General features: G+C 62.0%; 15 protein-coding genes. 9 read left to right on the top strand and 6 right to left on the bottom strand.

Annotated elements, in window-relative coordinates:
- Nucleotides 1-36: 36 nt before the first annotated feature.
- The 3 genes from AC07OJ_RS14475 to AC07OJ_RS14465 all read right to left on the bottom strand — a co-directional run bounded on the left by AC07OJ_RS14475 (nucleotide 37) and on the right by AC07OJ_RS14465 (nucleotide 4,098).
- Nucleotides 37-1,149 (bottom strand): ABC transporter ATP-binding protein, encoded by a 1,113-nt coding sequence (locus tag AC07OJ_RS14475; RefSeq protein ID WP_065904611.1) that lies wholly within the window; start codon nucleotides 1,147-1,149, stop codon nucleotides 37-39.
- Nucleotides 1,150-1,455: 306 nt separating this feature from the next.
- Nucleotides 1,456-2,085, bottom strand: coding sequence for a response regulator (locus AC07OJ_RS14470; RefSeq protein WP_065904613.1), 630 nt, complete (start codon nucleotides 2,083-2,085; stop codon nucleotides 1,456-1,458).
- An 18-nt stretch (nucleotides 2,086-2,103) separates the two neighbouring features.
- Nucleotides 2,104-4,098 carry a PAS domain-containing sensor histidine kinase gene (locus AC07OJ_RS14465; protein ID WP_495094707.1) on the bottom strand — a complete coding sequence of 665 codons (1,995 nt, stop codon included), beginning with the start codon at nucleotides 4,096-4,098 and terminating at the stop codon, nucleotides 2,104-2,106.
- Between the two features lie 77 nt (nucleotides 4,099-4,175).
- On the opposite strand from AC07OJ_RS14465, the gene AC07OJ_RS14460 reads away from it, so the two are divergent.
- Nucleotides 4,176-5,150: an alpha/beta hydrolase family protein gene (locus AC07OJ_RS14460; protein WP_065904617.1), complete on the top strand. Its 975-nt coding sequence runs from the start codon at nucleotides 4,176-4,178 to the stop codon at nucleotides 5,148-5,150.
- Nucleotides 5,151-5,237: 87 nt separating this feature from the next.
- Here the strand turns inward: AC07OJ_RS14460 and AC07OJ_RS14455 are convergent, their stop codons facing one another.
- The 3 genes from AC07OJ_RS14455 to AC07OJ_RS14445 are packed head-to-tail and all read right to left on the bottom strand — an operon-like array spanning nucleotide 5,238 to nucleotide 7,703.
- Nucleotides 5,238-6,005, bottom strand: coding sequence for a TerB family tellurite resistance protein (locus AC07OJ_RS14455; RefSeq protein ID WP_106802477.1), 768 nt, complete (start codon nucleotides 6,003-6,005; stop codon nucleotides 5,238-5,240).
- Nucleotide 6,006: 1 nt separating this feature from the next.
- Complete coding sequence (gene murU / locus AC07OJ_RS14450) at nucleotides 6,007-6,681, bottom strand: N-acetylmuramate alpha-1-phosphate uridylyltransferase MurU (protein WP_495094706.1); 675 nt, start codon at nucleotides 6,679-6,681, stop codon at nucleotides 6,007-6,009.
- A complete protein-coding gene (locus AC07OJ_RS14445; protein ID WP_065904623.1) occupies nucleotides 6,678-7,703 on the bottom strand; it encodes an aminoglycoside phosphotransferase family protein in 1,026 nt (341 codons plus the stop codon). Before AC07OJ_RS14445 ends, murU begins: the two co-directional genes overlap by 4 nt.
- Nucleotides 7,704-7,833: 130 nt before the next feature.
- On the opposite strand from AC07OJ_RS14445, the gene AC07OJ_RS14440 reads away from it, so the two are divergent.
- From AC07OJ_RS14440 to AC07OJ_RS14405, 8 genes are all read left to right on the top strand, one after another.
- On the top strand, nucleotides 7,834-10,644 hold the full coding sequence (locus tag AC07OJ_RS14440) for an LPS-assembly protein LptD (protein ID WP_495094705.1): 2,811 nt from the start codon (nucleotides 7,834-7,836) through the stop codon (nucleotides 10,642-10,644).
- Nucleotides 10,619-11,959 carry a peptidylprolyl isomerase gene (locus tag AC07OJ_RS14435; protein WP_495094704.1) on the top strand — a complete coding sequence of 447 codons (1,341 nt, stop codon included), beginning with the start codon at nucleotides 10,619-10,621 and terminating at the stop codon, nucleotides 11,957-11,959. The genes AC07OJ_RS14440 and AC07OJ_RS14435 overlap by 26 nt, the downstream gene beginning before the upstream one ends.
- A complete protein-coding gene (gene pdxA, locus AC07OJ_RS14430) occupies nucleotides 11,956-12,945 on the top strand; it encodes a 4-hydroxythreonine-4-phosphate dehydrogenase PdxA (RefSeq protein WP_495094703.1) in 990 nt (329 codons plus the stop codon). Before AC07OJ_RS14435 ends, pdxA begins: the two co-directional genes overlap by 4 nt.
- On the top strand, nucleotides 12,942-13,754 hold the full coding sequence (gene rsmA, locus AC07OJ_RS14425) for a 16S rRNA (adenine(1518)-N(6)/adenine(1519)-N(6))-dimethyltransferase RsmA (protein ID WP_495094702.1): 813 nt from the start codon (nucleotides 12,942-12,944) through the stop codon (nucleotides 13,752-13,754). Before pdxA ends, rsmA begins: the two co-directional genes overlap by 4 nt.
- 175 nt (nucleotides 13,755-13,929) lie before the next feature.
- A complete protein-coding gene (gene apaG, locus AC07OJ_RS14420; RefSeq protein WP_065904636.1) occupies nucleotides 13,930-14,310 on the top strand; it encodes a Co2+/Mg2+ efflux facilitator ApaG/CorD in 381 nt (126 codons plus the stop codon).
- Entirely contained in the window at nucleotides 14,310-15,161 is an 852-nt protein-coding gene (locus AC07OJ_RS14415) for a symmetrical bis(5'-nucleosyl)-tetraphosphatase (RefSeq protein WP_495006407.1), read from the top strand. Before apaG ends, AC07OJ_RS14415 begins: the two co-directional genes overlap by 1 nt.
- Before the next feature lie 29 nt (nucleotides 15,162-15,190).
- On the top strand, nucleotides 15,191-15,520 hold the full coding sequence (gene glpE / locus AC07OJ_RS14410) for a thiosulfate sulfurtransferase GlpE (RefSeq protein WP_065904641.1): 330 nt from the start codon (nucleotides 15,191-15,193) through the stop codon (nucleotides 15,518-15,520).
- 285 nt (nucleotides 15,521-15,805) lie between these two features.
- On the top strand, nucleotides 15,806-17,728 hold the full coding sequence (locus AC07OJ_RS14405; protein ID WP_003194732.1) for a PrkA family serine protein kinase: 1,923 nt from the start codon (nucleotides 15,806-15,808) through the stop codon (nucleotides 17,726-17,728).
- Nucleotides 17,729-17,732: the final 4 nt, after the last annotated feature.

Below are 17,732 nucleotides of genomic sequence, written 5' to 3'. Positions count from 1 at the left end.
CTCTCCACGTGCAGGGTTGGTGAAGCCATGGGGCGATCAATTCGCCTCTAGAAGTGGGTCGAGTGCGCGAACGTGCTCGACTTGCCAGCCAATCGGTACCACGTCGCCAACCGCCAACGCTGGGTCCAGCTCGGCGATCGGTTGTTTCACAAAAAAATCGGTCTTGCCGCAGACTTCCAGGCGCACACGCACGTGGTCACCCAGGTAGATGAACTCCGCCACCCGCCCGGAGAAACGGTTGCTGCAGCTCTCGCTGGAACCATTCAGGCTGACGCGCTCAGGGCGAACCGACAGGGTCACCGGGCCGCCGACCTGGCCGACGTTCACCGCCAGCGCCTCGACCTTCTCGCCGCGCGCCAGCTCCACCACGCAACGGTCGCCGGTATGGCTGTGCAGGCGCCCGTTGAGGCGATTGTTCTCGCCGATGAAGTTGGCGACGAAGGTGTTCTTCGGCTCTTCATAGAGGGTGCGCGGCGCGGCAATCTGCTGGATCTCGCCCTGGTGGAACACCGCTACCCGGTCAGACATGGTCAAGGCTTCGCCCTGGTCGTGGGTGACGTACACCACGGTCACGCCGAGCCGCTGGTGCAGGTGCTTGATCTCCATCTGCATGTGTTCACGCAGTTGTTTGTCGAGGGCGCCGAGGGGTTCGTCCATCAACACCAGTTGCGGCTCGAACACCAGCGCCCGGGCCAATGCCACGCGCTGTTGCTGGCCGCCGGAGAGTTGCGCCGGGTAGCGCTGGGCGAAGGCGTCGAGCTGGACCATATTCAGCACGCGCTTGACCCGCTCGCTGATGTCGGTCTTGCTCAAGCCGCGCACCGACAGCGGGAACGCGAGGTTCTCGGCGACGGTCATGTGCGGGAACAACGCGTAGTTCTGGAACACCATGCCGATATCACGCTTGTGCGGCGGCACGTTGTTGATGGAGCGGCCGGCCAGTTGGATTTCGCCAGCGGTCGGCGTTTCAAAGCCGGCGAGCATCATCAGGCTGGTGGTCTTGCCCGACCCGGACGGCCCGAGCAGGGTGAGGAACTCGCCCTTGCGAATCTCCAGGTTGAGGTCCTTGACGATCAGGTTCTCGCCGTCGTAGCTCTTCTGCACGCCACGAAAGCTGACCAGCACATCATTTGAATCCACCTCGCTCATACCCGCACCTTTGTGTTTTGGACTGCCGTGGCACAAGCGTAGTCCAGCCGCGAGACCCCGGAAATCGGGGGCCAGGAGAGAATCGCATCAGCCGGATGGAAGGTTGGGGGTAGGGATCGCCCTACACGAATGGCGGGGACAGGACAGTGCTGCGACAAGATGCGAGCTGCAAGCGGCAAGAATGGGCATCTACCTGCGAAACACCTGTCGCAAACAGACACGCCCCTTCCCTGTAGAAGCCCGGCTCGGCGGCGATGCGTACGAAGAATCGCTTTCGCCGGCAAGGAATAGACGTCTCCCCGCGCCCTACAAAAGCTTGTGCTCCATGGCGTACTTCACCAGTTCCGCCAACGAAGTGATATTGAGCTTTTGCATCAGCCGCGCCTTGTGGGTGCTGATGGTCTTGCTGCTCAGCGCCAGCTGCTGGGCGATGTCATTGACATTGGCGCCCTGGGCCAGGCGCTCGAACACCGAGAACTCCCGCTCCGACAGCAGCGAATGCAGCGGACGGGCGTCCGTCAGGCCGACTTCAAAGACCATGCGGTCCGCCAGGTCCGGGTCGATGTAGCGCCCACCGGCCGCCACCTTGCGGATCGCCGTGAGCAACAGCGCCGGGTCGCTGTCCTTGGTTGCATAACCGGCAGCACCGACCTTCAGGGCGCGGGCGGCCATCTGCGCTTCATCGTGCATGGACAGCACCAGGATCGCCGGCGGATTGCTCAACGCGCGTATCCGCGCAATCGCCTCCAAACCGTTGACGCCAGGCATCGAGATATCCAGCAACACCACCTCGCAGGGCACATGGCGCAAGGTCTCGAGCAACTGCTCGCCATTGCTCGCCTCGCCCACGACCTGCAGGTCTTTGGCCAGGCCGATCAATTGCTTGATGCCCTCTCGAACGATGGTGTGGTCTTCGGCTACCAGTACGCGAATCACAAGGCCTTCCTCTTAGGGTTATGCATCCAACGGCACCGTGACACTCAGGGTCGTGCCCTCCCCCAGCTCGCTGTCCAGGCTCAGTTGCCCGCCCATGATCAACACCCGCTCGCGCATGCCCACCAGGCCAAACGACACGGGACGCCCGTTGGCCTGGACGAAACCGACGCCGTCATCACTGATGGTCAGCCGCAGGTGGGGACCTTCCACCACCAGCGTCAGCTCGACAGTATGCGCCTGGGCATGGCGCATCACATTGGTCAGCGCTTCCTGCAGGATCCGGAACAGGCCGATGGCCTTGGCATCACTCAGGGTCGGCAGGTTCTCCGGGACTTGCACCAGGCAGGGGATTTGCGTGCGCGCTTCAAAGCGCCGCGCCTGCCACTCGATGGCCGAGGCGATCCCGGCATCCAGGATCGGCGGGCGCAGCGCCGTCGCCACGTCCCGCACCAGTTGGAACAGCTGGGCGATCAGGCGCTTCATGCTGTTCAGGCGCTCATGCAGGCCTGGGTCCAACTGTGCATAGGCCAATTCGCACATGGAGGTTTCCAGCTTGAGCACGGTGAGCATTTGCCCCAGCTCGTCGTGGACTTCGCGGGCGATGCGTGCTTTTTCTTCTTCGCGCACCGTTTCCAGGTGGGCCGACAACTCGCGCAACTGCGCTTCACTTTGCAACAGGGCTGCCAGGGTACGGCGCAGTTCAGTGACATCGTTGAGGTAGACCACCAGGTATTCAGCTTCGGCAAACCGCAGAAAGCTCAAAGACACGTTCGCCGGCAGGACACTGCCATCGGCGCGCCGGCAATCGGTGGCGAAGTTCTGTGGCCCGTCTTCACTGGCCCGCGCGCGCTTCCACAGGTTGAGCCAACGATCCATGTCCAGGGAAGGATCGAGGTCGGCCAGCGGCCGCTCAATTAGGGCGCCGGCGTTATAACCGAGCATGTTTTCGGCCGCGCGGTTGGCGTAGCGCACGTGGCTGTCCCAGTTGACCCACAGGATGCCAACGGTGCTTTGGTCGATGGAGAACTGCGTCAAGCGCAAGGCTTCAGCACCGGCGACGCGGGCCGCGCTTTCTTCGCGGGCGGCCAGCAGGCCTTGCTCGAGCACGCGTTGCTGGCGGCGCTGCCAGAACACAATGGCCAGGCTGGCGAGCAGGAGCAGCCCCAGCAACAGACTGAGGTTTTGCCACAGGCCCGGGGATTCTGTCATGCGTGGGTATTTGGGCTGCAGCCAGCGGTTGTGCAGTTGGTCCAGGTCACGGGCGGGGATGGCGCGCAAAGCGCTTTGCATGATGCCGGCCAGCTCCGGCCAATCCCGGCGCGTGGCCACTCGCAGCAACTGCGGCAGGCCGATGTCGCCCACCACCGCCAGCCCGGCGAACTCGGCCTCGCCGGACAAGCGGCTCAACTGCGCTTCATCCACCACGGCATACCGGGCCTGTTGGCTGACGAGCAACTGCAGGGCCTGGCGCTCCATGGGCACACCTTGCAGATTGAGGCCGGGATACGTACCGCGCAGGTAATCGGCCACGGCACTGGGCATGCGCACCGCGACACGCGATTGCTCGTCGAGCTTTTCCAGTTCGACCGCCCCGCCACCGTCACGGACACCCACGATGTGTTGCGGCACGCGCATATAGGGATCGGTGAACAGCCACAGGCGCAAACCGGCCGGGGTCTGTTGCAGGCCGGGGGCGATGTCCACTTCGCCTTCGCTCAGGGCCGCCTCCAACTGCTCCTGGCTGGGGAAGTTGCGCCAGGTCAGTTCGATATTCAGCGCCTTGGCCAGCCATTGCATCAGCTCGACATTAGCCCCGGACAACCGCTGCAGGCGGCGGTCGTATTGTGCGTACGGCGCCTGCAGCACCAGGCCCACCCGCAACTCCGGGTGCCGGGCCAGCCATTCGCGCTGGGCCGCATTCAGCTGCGCTTGTGGGGCCGCGGGCGCAGGGGCGGCGTTCGCCATCAAGGCAAAGCATAAACAGCCGATAACCAGCAGACAGCGAAAACCCATGATCCACGTCTCACATCACTGACAAATACTGACCAACCCATTAGGCTGCTGGAATCACTTCTGGCCGGGAATTAACGATGCCCTTTCTCCACCGTTCGGCACTTCCAGCATTGTGCCTGTCGCTTCTCTTTACCAGTGCCTTTTCCGTACAGGCGGCCGATGCACCCGCGCCTGCGGCGGAAAAACCGGTCGAACGCCTGCCCTTGCCCGAGCGCAGCCAGGAAGAAGCCAGTGCCCTTGAGCGAAAAATCCCGCAACAGGAACAGCAACAGTTGCAGGCCGGCAGCGACTCATTCCTCGCCCTGTGGAAACCGGCCAACAGCGCCGAACCCGAAGGCGTGGTGATTATCGTACCGGGCGCCGGCGAAAATGCTGACTGGCCGCAAGCAATCGGCCCGTTGCGACGCAAGTTTCCGGACGCCGGGTGGGGCAGTCTCAGCCTGTCGTTGCCGGACACCAGCATGGACACGCTGCCGCCGCGCGTCATGGAAGCGTCCAAGGCCACTGTCGACACCAGCAGCAAAGACGCGAGCACCGCCGACAAACCCATCGAACAGGCCGCCAGTGCCGAAGCCGAAGGCACTGATCCGGCCGTGGTACCCGGCGCCGACGAGCAAGACAAGACCGACGCCTCACGCATCTTCGCGCGCATCGATGCCGCCGTGGCCTTCGCCCAGACCCAGGGCGCACGCAGTGTGGCGCTGGTCGGTCATGGCACCGGGGCCTGGTGGGCCGCGCGTTACTTGAGCGAGAAGCAGCCGTCCCAGGTACAGAAATTTGTCATGGTCGCGGCGCAGACGCCCACCGGCCGCCAACCGGACGTCGAGCAGTTGGCTCCCGGCCTGAAACTGCCGACCGCCGATGTCTTCTATCAAGACACCGCCCAGGCACGCAAAAACGCCCTGGCCCGTGCGCAGGCGGCCAAGCGCTTGAAGAATGAAGGGTATAAGCAAGTGACATTGAAGACCCTGCCCGGCAACAGCGCGGCCGAGCAGGAGCAGTTGTATCGGCGGATTCGCGGCTGGCTGAGCCCGCAGGCAAGCAGCGACTAACCCCGGGTTTCAGGAAAACCGCAGACCTCCTGTGGGAGCAGGCTTGCTCGCTCTCACAATAGGGTTGTCACACTCACATCGCGTGACTTAACGGAAATCCCGGCGCTCGCGAATCAACGCATAGGCGCTGTGCAATTCGCGGGTGCGCTCGGTGGCCTCACGCACTTGCGCGGGGGTTGCGCCACTGCCGGCAATCTTGTCCGGGTGGTGGCGGCTGAGCAGGCGGCGGTAGGCGCGCTTGATCACCGACGGCTCGCTGGTGGAGGTCACGCCAAGCAAACGCAGCGCGTCCTGATAACTGCCACCGCGATTGACCAATGGCTTGCGCTCCGGCGTGTAGTCCGCGGCCAGTGCCTGCAGTTGCTGCGGCGTCCAGCCCAGCCACTTGCCCCACAGGTCGATCAGGTCACGCTCGGCGTCATCCGCCCGGCCGTCCGCCCAGACCATCCGCCAGCACGCACGCAACACACCTTCGGCCGCATGCGGCTGAGCCTTGAGCACACGCAGGTAGGTGCGCACACGGTCAGACCCGGATTTGCCGCGATTGAACGCCGCGATCGCCCGGCGCTGGGCCGAGTCGGTCATGTCCAGCGAACGCATCTCCTGACGCGCCTGCTGGATATGCCCGTCCACCACGCGACCATTGCTCTTGGCCAGGCGCCCCAGCAGCACGAACAATAATTCATCATTGCGCAACGCCGGGCGCCCGCCCAGGCGCTCGCGCAACTGTGCCCAGCTTTGCAGTTGCAGGCGGCGGTCCAGCGCCTGCCCCAACAGCGCACCCAACAAGGCCCCCGGAATGCTGGCAATGGCAAAGCCAGCCCCGGCGCCGATCAGCGTCCCTGGCCACAACATGCTACTGCCCCGCTGTCAGCAGGGTTTCGACTTGCGCCAGGCGCTCCAGCGTGCCGACATCAATCCAGCGTCCCGCCATGTGTTCCCCCGTCACCAAACCTTTGGCCATCGCCGCGCGCAGCAGCGGCGCCAGCTTGAAGGCACCGGCGCTGCAACCCTCGAACAATTTCGGGTCGAGCACTGAAATGCCACTGAAGGTCAGGTTATCGGCACCGGGCGCCGCATCATGAAGCACGCCTTGATCAAGGTAGAAATCACCGCCCGAGGGGTGATGCGCCGGGTTGTCGACCATCACCAGATGCGCCAGGCCCTGCAGCGGTTGGCGCAGCCGGGTGAAGTCGTAGTCGGTCCAGATATCACCATTGACCACCAGGAAGGGTTCATCCCCCAGCAGCGGCAAGGCCTGGAAAATCCCGCCGCCGGTTTCCAGCGGCTCGCCTTCCGGGGAGTAGCGGATGCGCAAGCCAAATTGCGCGCCGTCGCCCAGGTAGCTTTCGATCTGCTGGCCCAGCCAGGCATGGTTGATCACGATATCGGTGAAGCCGGCCTTGGCCAGCGCCTCCAGGTGATATTCGATCAGGCGCTTGCCACCGGCCTGCACCAGCGGCTTGGGCGTGTGCAAGGTGAGCGGGCGCATGCGCTCGCCTTTGCCCGCCGCCAGGATCATCGCCTTCATACGCTGGCCTCGGCGGGCTGGCGCAGGCTGGTCAGCAACTCAGCCAGTTCGCTCAACTCGGCACGCTCGGCCAGCACTGCTTCTATATAAGCAAAGAAGCGCGGCACGTCGGCCAGGTAGCGCGGCTTGCCGTCGCGATGGCAAATGCGCGCGAAGATGCCGATAACCTTGAGGTGACGCTGGACGCCCATCAGGTCGCTGGCGCGCAGGAACTCGTCGAAATCCGCCTGCACCGCAATGCCGGCCTGCCCCGCGCGCTGCCAATAGCCGCGTTGCCATTCCCGCACGCGGGCCTGGGGCCAACTGAGGAATGCATCCTTGAACAGGCAGGTGATGTCGTAGGTGACCGGGCCGTAGACCGCGTCCTGGAAATCCAGCACGCCGGGGTTCGGCTCGCTGATCATCAGGTTGCGTGGCATATAGTCGCGGTGCACCAGCACTTTGGGCTGCGCCAGGGCGCTGTCGATCAGCCGATCACTGACGCGCTGCCAGAGCGCTTGCTGCTGTGTATCGAACTCGATACCCAGGTGCCTGCGCACGTACCACTCCGGAAACAATTCCAGCTCGCGGCGCAGCAAGGCGACGTCGTAGCTGGGCAACGGCGCATCCATCGGCAACTGCTGAAAGGCCAGCAATGCATCGATGGCATCGGCGAACAATCGGTCGGCGTTTTGCTCGTCGATGACGTCCAGGTAGGTTTTTCTGCCCAGGTCATTGAGTAAAAGAAAGCCTCGCGACAAATCTTCTGCATAAATTTTTGGAACATTTATGCCGGACTTCGCGAGCAAATGAGCGATATCGACGAAAGGTTTGCAGTTTTCCTGGGGGGGTGGAGCGTCCATCACGACGAACGTGCGACCACCCCCTTCCCACCGGAAATACCGCCTGAAACTCGCGTCGCTGCTGGCCGCGGTCAATGTGGCCGGGGGTACGGCACCCCAGCCTTGAGCGTTGAAAAGGATCGGCAACTGCTCATCCAGCCAGACTTCCAGCTGTTGTAAACGTAGATCTTGCTCGGGCATTACAAGGGTCTCCGACGGCGCTAGCCGTCAAGCGGGTCATGCTTTATTATCACGCATCTTTTTCAGACCATCGAGAGGCGTGCGGCCCACACCGCGGGCAGATGGCACGCAGGAAGCCCGGACTAATAAGATGGCATTGAAATCCCCCGCGTTTCGTAGAAAATTTCCGTTGCTGGTAACCGGCAGTCTGCTGGCCATGCAACCCTTCGCCACCTCATTCGTGGTCGCCGCGGAACAGTATGACTGCTCAGTCTCTGCTTCGGGTGCCTGGGATTGCGCGCCGAAAACCGCCGCTGCCCCTCTACCACCGCGCCCGGTGCATGACGGCGCTGCCGTCAGCTCGGCCAACAGTACGGCTCAGGCCGATACCGGTGGCAAAGCCGATGCCGAGCCTAAGACCGCACTGGTTACCGAAGCCAAGGGCCGTGGCCTGCGTTCGCGCAGCGCCGACTACAGCCACCTGGACTGGGTACCGCGCGACAAGCTGACCGCAGCCCAGTTGGCCGAAACCGGTCCTTACTGCGGCGGTGCGTACATCGAGCCGATTCGTCCTGGCATGAACGACAAGACGAACAAGAGCGATGCACCCACCTTCATCGGTGCCAAGGCCTCTCGCTACGAGCAGGAACAACAGGTCGCGACCCTGGCCGGTGACGTCGTCATGCGCCAGGGCAGCATGCAGCTGGAGTCCGAGGAAGCCAGCCTGTACCAGGCTGAAAACCGCGGCGAGCTGAACGGCAACGTGCGCATGCGCGACAACGGTGCCCTGATCGTCGGCGACCACGCCGAGGTCCAGCTGGACACCGGCGCGGCGCAGATCGACAACGCCGAGTACGTGCTGCACAAGTCGCGCATCCGCGGCAACGCGCTGTACGCCAAGCGTGCCGAAAACGCGATCATCCGTCTCAAGGACGGTACGTACACCACGTGCGAGCCAGACAGCAACGCCTGGCAGCTCAAGGGCAACAACATCACGTTGAACCCGGCCACCGGCTTCGGTACGGCTACCAACGCGACGTTGCGGGTCAAGAACATCCCGATCCTGTACACCCCGTACATCTATTTCCCGATCGACGACCGTCGTCAATCCGGCTTCCTGCCACCAAGCTTCAGCAGCGGCAGCGAAACCGGCTTTACCTTGGTAACGCCGTACTACTTCAACCTGGCGCCCAACTATGACGCCACGTTGTACCCGCAATACATGACCAAGCGCGGCCTGATGATGGAAGGCGAGTTCCGCTACCTCACCAAGTCCAGCGAAGGCCAGGTCGGCGGCGCGTACCTGAACGACGACAACGACGAACGCAAACGCCAGACCGATTACGAAAAAACCCGCTACATGCTCAACTGGCAACACAAGGGCGGGCTGGATTCGCGTGTACTGACCCAGGTCGACTACACCACGATCAGCGATCCTTACTACTTCCAGGACCTCAAGTCCTACCAGGAAGGTGTCGAGAGCCAGGACTACGTCAACCAGCAGGGTTCCGTCACTTATCGCGGCGACACCTTCCAGGCACGTCTGAACCTGCAGGCCTACCAGTTGGCCACGATTTCCCAGGTCACCCCGTATGACCGCCTGCCGCAGATCACCTTCAACGGTACCCTGCCGTACCATCCAGGTGGCTTGAACTTCAGCTACGAGACCGAAGCCGTCCGCTTCGACCGCGACCTGGAAAACGGTAGCTTCACCAACGAAGACGGCGAGATTGAACCGCGCCTGGACACCTATGTTCGTGGCCTGACCCGTGCAAACGGTACTCGCCTGAACGTAGCGCCCGCCGTCGAATACCCGATGAACTGGACCTACGGCTTCGTGACGCCGAAGCTCAAGTACGTCTACACCAAGTACGACCTGGACCTGGACAACATCGGCAAGAACCAGATCGTTGCTGATCAGGCTGCAGCCACCGCTGCCAACCCGTACGCGGGCGGCACCTTCAAGAGCTCCCAGGACCGTGCGCTTCCGGTGGCCAGCATCGACAGCGGCCTGTACTTCGATCGCAACACCAACTGGTTCGGCAAAGACTATCGCCAGACCCTTGAGCCGCGTGCGTTCTACCTGTACGTACCGAACAAGGACCAGAGCGATATCCCGGTGTTTGACACCAGCGAGTACTCGTTCAGCTACGCGTCGCTGTTCCGCGACAACCGCTTCAGCGGCTCCGACCGTATCGGCGACGAGAACAAGCTGTCCCTGGGCTTGACCAGCCGCTGGATCGAAGACAACGGCTTCGAGCGTCAGCGCGTATCCGTGGGCCAGGCGCTGTACTTCAAGGATCGTGAAGTGCAACTGCCGGGCATCCTGGCTTCCGACCGTGCCGACGCACAGTCCGATGTCTCGCCAATCGCCCTGGACTACGAGTTCCGCTTCAACCGCGACTGGCGCGCCACTGCCGACTACAACTGGGACACCGAGAATCACAGTCCTCGTTCCGGCAGCGCGATGCTCCACTACCAGCCGGAAGACAACCCGAACAAGATCATCAACGTCGGCTATCGCTATCGTAACGACCAGGTCGTCTACAACCAGCTGACCGGCAAATGGCAGTTCGGTGGTGACTATGGCCAGCCAGGCGATCCGAACTTCGTGAAGGATTACTACAAAATCCAGCAACACGACTTCTCGATGATGTGGCCGATCATTCCACAGTGGAACCTGATCACCCGCTGGCAGTATGACTACGCTCGCAACCGTACCCTGGAAGCCTTCGGTGGTTTCGAGTACGACAACTGCTGCTGGAAACTGCGCTTGATCAACCGTTACTGGGTTTCCAACGACGAATACAGCCAGATCGCCCCGCTTAACGAAAAGGGTGACCACGGGCTCTTCCTGCAAATCGTCCTCAAAGGACTCGGCGGCCTGACCGGCGCCAAGGTAGAGAGCTTCCTCGACAAAGGCATTGAAGGTTATCGTGAACGTGAAGACCAAGCTTTCTGATTGTCTGCGCCCGCTAGTGCTGGGCGCGCTGTTCCTGGGTACCGCATCGGCTCACGCTGCGGTTCAAGAACTGGATAAAGTAGTGGCCATCGTCGATAACGACGTGATCATGCAGAGCCAACTGGACCAGCGCGTCAAGGAAGTCCAGCAAACCATCGCCAAGCGTGGCGGTGGCGTGCCGCCTACCAGCGTCCTGGATCAGCAGGTACTTGAGCGCCTGATCGTCGAGAACCTGCAACTGCAGATCGGCGACCGTTCCGGCATCCGTATTTCGGATGAAGAACTGAACCAGGCCGTGGGCACCATTGCCCAGCGCAACAACATGAGCATTGACCAGTTCCGCGCGGCCCTGGCCCACGATGGTTTGTCCTATGAGGACGCCCGTGACCAGATCCGTCGTGAAATGATCATCAGCCGTGTGCGCCAGCGTCGTGTGGCCGAACGCGTTCAGGTGTCCGAGCAGGAAGTGAAGAACTTCCTGGCGTCGGACCTGGGCAAGATGCAGCTGTCCGAAGAGCTGCACCTGGCCAACATCCTGATCGCCACGCCTGACAGCGCCACATCCGAGCAGCTGAATGCCGCCGCGGCCAAGACCCAGGCTATCTATGATCGCCTGAAGGCCGGTGCCGACTTCGCCCAAATGGCGATCGCCCAGTCGGGCAGCGACAACGCCCTCGAAGGCGGTGACATGGGCTGGCGTAAAGCTGCTCAATTGCCACCTCCGTTCGACCGCGAGCTGAGCGTGATGGAAGTCGGTGGCATCACCCAGCCTGCACGCACGCCGGGTGGCTTCATCATCCTCAAGCTCCTGGAAAAACGTGGCGGCGAGACCTCGCTGAAGGACGAAGTGCATGTTCGTCATATCCTGGTCAAACCAAGCGAAATCCGCAGCGAAGCGCAAACCAAGGAACTGGCCCAGAAGATCTATGACCGCATCGAAAGCGGTGAAGACTTCGCCACCCTGGCCAAGAGCTTCTCGGAAGACCCGGGTTCTGCCCTCAACGGCGGCGACTTGAACTGGATCGACCCGAAGGCCCTGGTGCCGGAGTTCCAGCAGGTGATGGCCGAGACGCCACAAGGCGTGCTGTCCAAGCCGTTCAAGACCCAATATGGCTGGCACGTACTGGAAGTCCTTGGCCGTCGCGCCACCGACAACACCAGTCAGGCCCGCGAGCAACAAGCACTGAACGTACTGCGTAACCGCAAATACGACGAAGAGCTGCAAACCTGGCTGCGTCAGATTCGTGACGAAGCTTATGTAGAGAACAAGCTGCCAGGCGCCGAGCAAACAGGCACCGACCAGGCAGCCCAGTGAAACCCCAGCGTTTCGCGGTGACACCCGGCGAGCCGGCCGGCATTGGTCCAGACCTGTGCCTGCTGCTCGCCTCGCAACCCCAGCCACACCCCCTGATTGCCATTACCAGCCGTGACCTGCTCCTTGAGCGGGCCGCGCAGCTGGGTGTGGCGGTCAATCTGCTGGACGTGGCGCCGGGCAACTGGCCTGACCTGCCTGCTCCTGCCGGCAGCCTGTACGTGTGGGACACCCCGCTTGCAGCCAAGGTCGTGGCCGGGCAGCTGGACAAGGCCAATGCGGCCTTTGTCCTGCAAACCCTGACACGTGCTGGCCAGGGCTGCATCGACGGCGACTTCGCCGGCATGATCACCGCGCCGGTGCACAAGGGCGTGATCAACGAATCCGGTATCGCCTTTTCCGGCCACACCGAATTCCTTGCCGAGCTGACGCACACCGAACAAGTCGTGATGATGTTGGCCACGCGCGGCCTGCGGGTCGCCCTGGTGACCACGCACCTGCCGCTGCGCGAGATCGCCGACGCCATCACCGTTGAACGTGTCGAACGCGTAACACGCATCCTGCACGCCGACCTGCAACATAAATTCGGCATTGCCCAACCGCGCATCCTGGTTTGTGGGCTCAATCCCCACGCCGGTGAAGGCGGCCATTTGGGCCATGAAGAAATCGACATCATCGAACCAACCCTGGAGCGTATGCGCCAAGAAGGCATGGACCTGCGCGGCCCGCTGCCTGCAGACACTCTGTTTACCCCCAAATATCTGGAGCACTGCGATGCAGTGCTGGCGATGTACCATGACCAGGGGCTGCCCGTGCTGAAATACAAAGGCTTCGGCGCCGCAGTCAACGTGACACTGGGCCTGCCGATCATCCGCACCTCCGTCGACCATGGCACTGCCCTGGACCTGGCAGGCAGCGGCAAGATCGATACCGGCAGCCTGCACGTGGCTCTGGAAACCGCCTATCAGATGGCCGAGACCCGTATATGACCGAGCATTACCAACACCGGGCGCGCAAGCGCTTCGGGCAAAACTTCCTGCACGACGCTGGCGTGATCGACCGCATCCTGCGCTCCATCCATGCCAAGCCCGAAGACCGCCTGCTGGAAATCGGCCCGGGCCAGGGCGCGCTGACCCAAGGCCTGTTGGCCAGCGGCGGCCAACTGGACGTGGTGGAACTGGACAAGGACCTGATCCCGATCCTCAATCAGCAGTTCGCTGGCAAGCCCAACTTCAATCTGCACCAGGGCGACGCACTGAAGTTCGACTTCAACACCCTCAATGCCGCGCCCAACAGCCTGCGCGTAGTCGGCAACCTGCCGTACAACATCTCCACACCGCTGATTTTCCACCTGCTGAACAACGCCGGGATCATCCGCGACATGCACTTCATGCTGCAGAAAGAAGTGGTCGAACGCCTGGCTGCAGGGCCTGGTGGTGGTGATTGGGGCCGCCTGTCGATCATGGTCCAGTACCACTGCCGCGTGGAACATCTGTTCAACGTCGGTCCAGGTGCGTTCAATCCACCGCCCAAGGTTGACTCAGCCATCGTGCGCCTGGTGCCGCACGCCGTGCTGCCGCACCCGGCCAAGGATCACAAGCTGCTCGAGCGCGTGGTGCGCGAAGCGTTCAACCAGCGCCGCAAGACCCTGCGCAACACGCTCAAGGCGCTGCTGAGCAACGCCGAAATCGAAGCCGCCCGCGTCGACGGCAGCCTGCGCCCCGAGCAACTGGACCTGGCGGCGTTCGTGCGCCTGGCGGACCAGCTTGCCATTCAGCCCGCCCCCGCCGTCGAATAACCCCGTAGCAGCCGGCTTGCCGGCGATGGCGCCCTCAACCTCGCTATCGCCAACAAGCCGGCTCTGACAAGGGCGTGCCCACCCGGCCAGACGGCATGTCTGGCCTAGTGCCCACCTATTGGCCTAGACTGATCCGCATCTGCTGTCCTCCGCTTTTGCTTTTAAGGCCTCTTGCATGTCCGATCCTCGCTACCAGATCGACGTCAGCGTCGTCACCCGCTTCCTGGCGGACCAATCGCAACCTGAACAGAACCGCTTCGCCTTTGCCTACACCATCACGGTGAAAAACAACGGGCTGGTGCCGGCCAAGCTGCTGTCACGCCACTGGGTGATCACCGACGGTGACGGCCAGGTCGAGGAAGTGCGCGGCGCCGGGGTGGTCGGCCAGCAACCGTTGATCGACATTGGCGCCAGCCACACCTACAGCAGCGGCACGGTGATGACCTCCAAGGTCGGCACCATGCAAGGTTCGTATCAGATGAAAGCCACCGACGGCCAACTGTTCGACGCCGTTATTGCGCCCTTTCGCCTCGCCGTGCCGGGAGCCCTGCACTGATGGCGACGTACGCGGTCGGTGACCTGCAAGGCTGCCTGGAGCCCCTCAAGTGCCTGCTCGAGCGCGTCGCCTTCGACCCGGCGCACGATCGCCTGTGGCTGGTGGGTGACCTGGTCAATCGTGGCCCGCAATCGCTGGAGACGCTGCGCTACCTCTATAGCCTGCGCGACTCGCTGGTGTGCGTACTCGGCAACCACGATCTGCACTTGCTGGCGGCCGGCAATAACATCGAACGCCTGAAAAAGGGCGACACCCTGCGCGAAATCCTCGAAGCCCCGGATCGGGCCGAATTGCTCGACTGGCTGCGTCGGCAAAAACTCATGCATTACGACGAAGGCCGCAACATGGCCATGGTGCATGCTGGCATCCCGCCGCAGTGGACGTTGAAGAAAGCCCTCAAGTGCGCCGCCGAAGTCGAGACCGCGCTGGCTGACGACACCCTCTACACCACCTACCTCGACGGCATGTACGGCAATGAGCCAGTGAAGTGGGACAACGACCTTACCGGCGTGACCCGCCTGCGGGTCATCACCAACTACTTCACCCGCATGCGCTTCTGCACCGCCGAGGGCAAGCTGGACCTCAAGAGCAAGGAAGGCGCCGACACCGCGCTGCCCGGCTACAAGCCCTGGTTCGCCCATAAAGAGCGCAAGACCCGCGACACGCAGATTGTCTTCGGTCACTGGGCCGCCCTTGAGGGTAAATGCGACGAGCCCGGCGTGTTCGCGCTCGACACCGGCTGTGTGTGGGGCGGCACCATGACCCTGATGAACATCGACACCGGCGAGCGCCACGGCTGCCAGTGTCAATCCACCCTTCCCGTTACACTGCCGGCTGCCGCCAAGCGCTAGACGCAGCCGCCATGCCCAAGGAGCCCGCCATGAGCGAATTCAAACGTATCCCTCCCGAACAAGCCCAGGCCCTGCGCGAGCAAGGTGCCGTGGTGGTCGACATCCGTGACCAGCCGACGTATGTGGCAGGTCACATCACCGGTGCCCAGCACCTGGACAACGTCAACATCGCCGATTTCATCCGCGCCGCCGACCTCGACGCGCCGCTGATCGTGGCCTGCTACCACGGCAACTCCAGCCAGAGCGCGGCCGCCTATCTGGTCAGCCAGGGCTTCTCCGACGTCTACAGCCTGGACGGTGGCTTTGAGCTGTGGCGTACGACGTATCCTGCAGAAATTGCTTCAGGGGATTCGCAATAATTTTTTTCACACCCCGCTACCCCGCGTGACGCTTGGGCTCGCGCCGCTTCTGACGAACGGCGCAGCCAAACTAATTGCGCATCGCGCCTTGACCTCTCCGATTCCGAACTATCCTTAAGCGCAGGCCATCCGAATCAGGGGAGAGCCGGTACACCGGCGTGCGGGTCATCGGTAGCGTTTCAGGGTGTTCTGGGGGGAAAACGGCCATTGGCGTTCGTCAATGACTGCCAGCATCGACTGATTGATCCGGCGTCGGCTCCACGTATCGAGCGAGGTGACGACGTCATGAGTATTTTCAGCCACTTCCAACAACGCTTCGCATCCACACAGCAGGAAGAACTCACGCTTCAAGAGTATCTCGAGCTGTGCAAACAGGATCGCAGCACCTACGCGTCTGCCGCCGAGCGCCTGCTATTGGCGATTGGCGAGCCGGAGCTGGTGGAAACCGCCAACAATTCGCGCCTGTCGCGAATATTCTCCAACAAGGTGATCCGCCGCTATCCGGCCTTTGAAGACTTCCACGGCATGGAAGAATGCATAGACCAGATCGTCTCCTACTTCCGCCACGCCGCCCAAGGCCTGGAGGAGAAGAAACAGATCCTCTATCTGCTCGGCCCCGTCGGCGGCGGTAAATCGTCCCTGGCCGAAAAACTCAAACAACTGATCGAGAAGGTGCCCTTCTACGCAATCAAGGGCTCACCGGTCTTCGAGTCGCCCCTGGGCCTGTTCAACGCCACGGAAGATGGCGCGATCCTCGAAGAAGACTTCGGCATCCCACGCCGCTACCTCAACACCATCATGTCGCCCTGGGCCACCAAGCGCCTGGCCGAGTTCGGCGGCGACATCAGCCAGTTCCGCGTCGTGAAACTCTACCCATCGATCCTCAACCAGATCGGCGTGGCCAAGACCGAACCTGGCGACGAGAACAACCAGGACATCTCGGCGCTGGTCGGCAAGGTCGATATCCGCAAACTGGAAGAATTCCCACAGAACGACGCCGACGCCTATAGCTACTCGGGCGCACTGTGCCGGGCCAACCAGGGCCTGATGGAGTTCGTGGAGATGTTCAAGGCGCCGATCAAGGTGCTGCACCCATTGCTCACCGCCACCCAGGAAGGCAACTACAACAGTACCGAAGGCCTCGGCGCGATTCCGTTCACCGGGATCCTGCTGGCCCACTCCAACGAATCGGAATGGCACACCTTCCGCAACAACAAGAACAACGAGGCCTTCATCGACCGGATCTATATCGTCAAGGTGCCGTACTGCCTGCGCGTCAGCGATGAGATCAAGATCTACGACAAGCTGCTGTTCAACAGCTCCCTGGCCAAGGCGCATTGCGCACCCGACACCCTGAAGATGCTCGCCCAGTTCACCGTGCTGTCGCGCCTCAAGGAGCCGGAGAACTCGAATATCTATTCGAAGATGCGCGTATACGACGGCGAAAACCTCAAGGACACCGATCCCAAGGCCAAGTCGATCCAGGAATACCGCGACACGGCAGGTGTGGATGAGGGCATGAACGGCCTGTCGACACGTTTCGCGTTCAAGATCCTGTCCAAGGTCTTCAACTTCGACCCCCATGAGATTGCCGCCAACCCGGTGCACTTGCTGTATGTGCTGGAGCAGCAGATCGAACAGGAACAATTTCAGGCCGAAACCCGCGAGCGCTACCTGCGCTTCCTCAAGGAATACCTGGCACCGCGCTACATCGAGTTCATTGGCAAGGAAATCCAGACGGCTTACCTGGAGTCCTACAGCGAATACGGCCAGAACATTTTCGACCGCTACGTGCTGTACGCCGACTTCTGGATCCAGGACCAGGAATACCGCGACCCGGAAACCGGCGAAATCCTCAATCGCGTGGCCCTCAACGAGGAACTGGAAAAAATCGAAAAACCCGCCGGCATCAGCAATCCGAAGGATTTCCGCAACGAGATCGTCAACTTCGTGTTGCGCGCCCGCGCCAACAACAACGGCAAGAACCCCACCTGGCTCAGCTACGAGAAACTGCGGGTGGTCATCGAGAAGAAAATGTTCTCCAACACCGAGGATCTGCTGCCGGTCATCAGCTTCAATGCCAAGGCCAGCAAGGAGGATCAGCAAAAACACAACGACTTCGTCACACGAATGGTCGAGCGTGGCTACACCGACAAACAGGTACGGCTGCTCTCCGAGTGGTACCTGCGAGTCCGTAAATCGCAGTAAGGCA

The organism is Pseudomonas sp. GW821-FHT09C08, from assembly GCF_059418125.1.
Note: the sequence above shows the minus strand (reverse complement) of the source record. Positions and strands in the feature narration are given on the sequence as shown.

Coding starts and splice junctions, on each gene's coding strand:
- murU (WP_495094706.1), bottom strand. CDS start 6,681: ATGAAGGCGATGATCCTGGCGGCGGGCAAAGGCGAGCGCATGCGCCCG.
- glpE (WP_065904641.1), top strand. CDS start 15,191: ATGAGCGAATTCAAACGTATCCCTCCCGAACAAGCCCAGGCCCTGCGC.
- AC07OJ_RS14460 (WP_065904617.1), top strand. CDS start 4,176: ATGCCCTTTCTCCACCGTTCGGCACTTCCAGCATTGTGCCTGTCGCTT.
- AC07OJ_RS14475 (WP_065904611.1), bottom strand. CDS start 1,149: ATGAGCGAGGTGGATTCAAATGATGTGCTGGTCAGCTTTCGTGGCGTG.
- AC07OJ_RS14465 (WP_495094707.1), bottom strand. CDS start 4,098: ATGGGTTTTCGCTGTCTGCTGGTTATCGGCTGTTTATGCTTTGCCTTG.
- AC07OJ_RS14440 (WP_495094705.1), top strand. CDS start 7,834: ATGGCATTGAAATCCCCCGCGTTTCGTAGAAAATTTCCGTTGCTGGTA.
- AC07OJ_RS14415 (WP_495006407.1), top strand. CDS start 14,310: ATGGCGACGTACGCGGTCGGTGACCTGCAAGGCTGCCTGGAGCCCCTC.
- AC07OJ_RS14405 (WP_003194732.1), top strand. CDS start 15,806: ATGAGTATTTTCAGCCACTTCCAACAACGCTTCGCATCCACACAGCAG.
- AC07OJ_RS14455 (WP_106802477.1), bottom strand. CDS start 6,005: ATGTTGTGGCCAGGGACGCTGATCGGCGCCGGGGCTGGCTTTGCCATT.
- apaG (WP_065904636.1), top strand. CDS start 13,930: ATGTCCGATCCTCGCTACCAGATCGACGTCAGCGTCGTCACCCGCTTC.
- AC07OJ_RS14445 (WP_065904623.1), bottom strand. CDS start 7,703: ATGCCCGAGCAAGATCTACGTTTACAACAGCTGGAAGTCTGGCTGGAT.
- rsmA (WP_495094702.1), top strand. CDS start 12,942: ATGACCGAGCATTACCAACACCGGGCGCGCAAGCGCTTCGGGCAAAAC.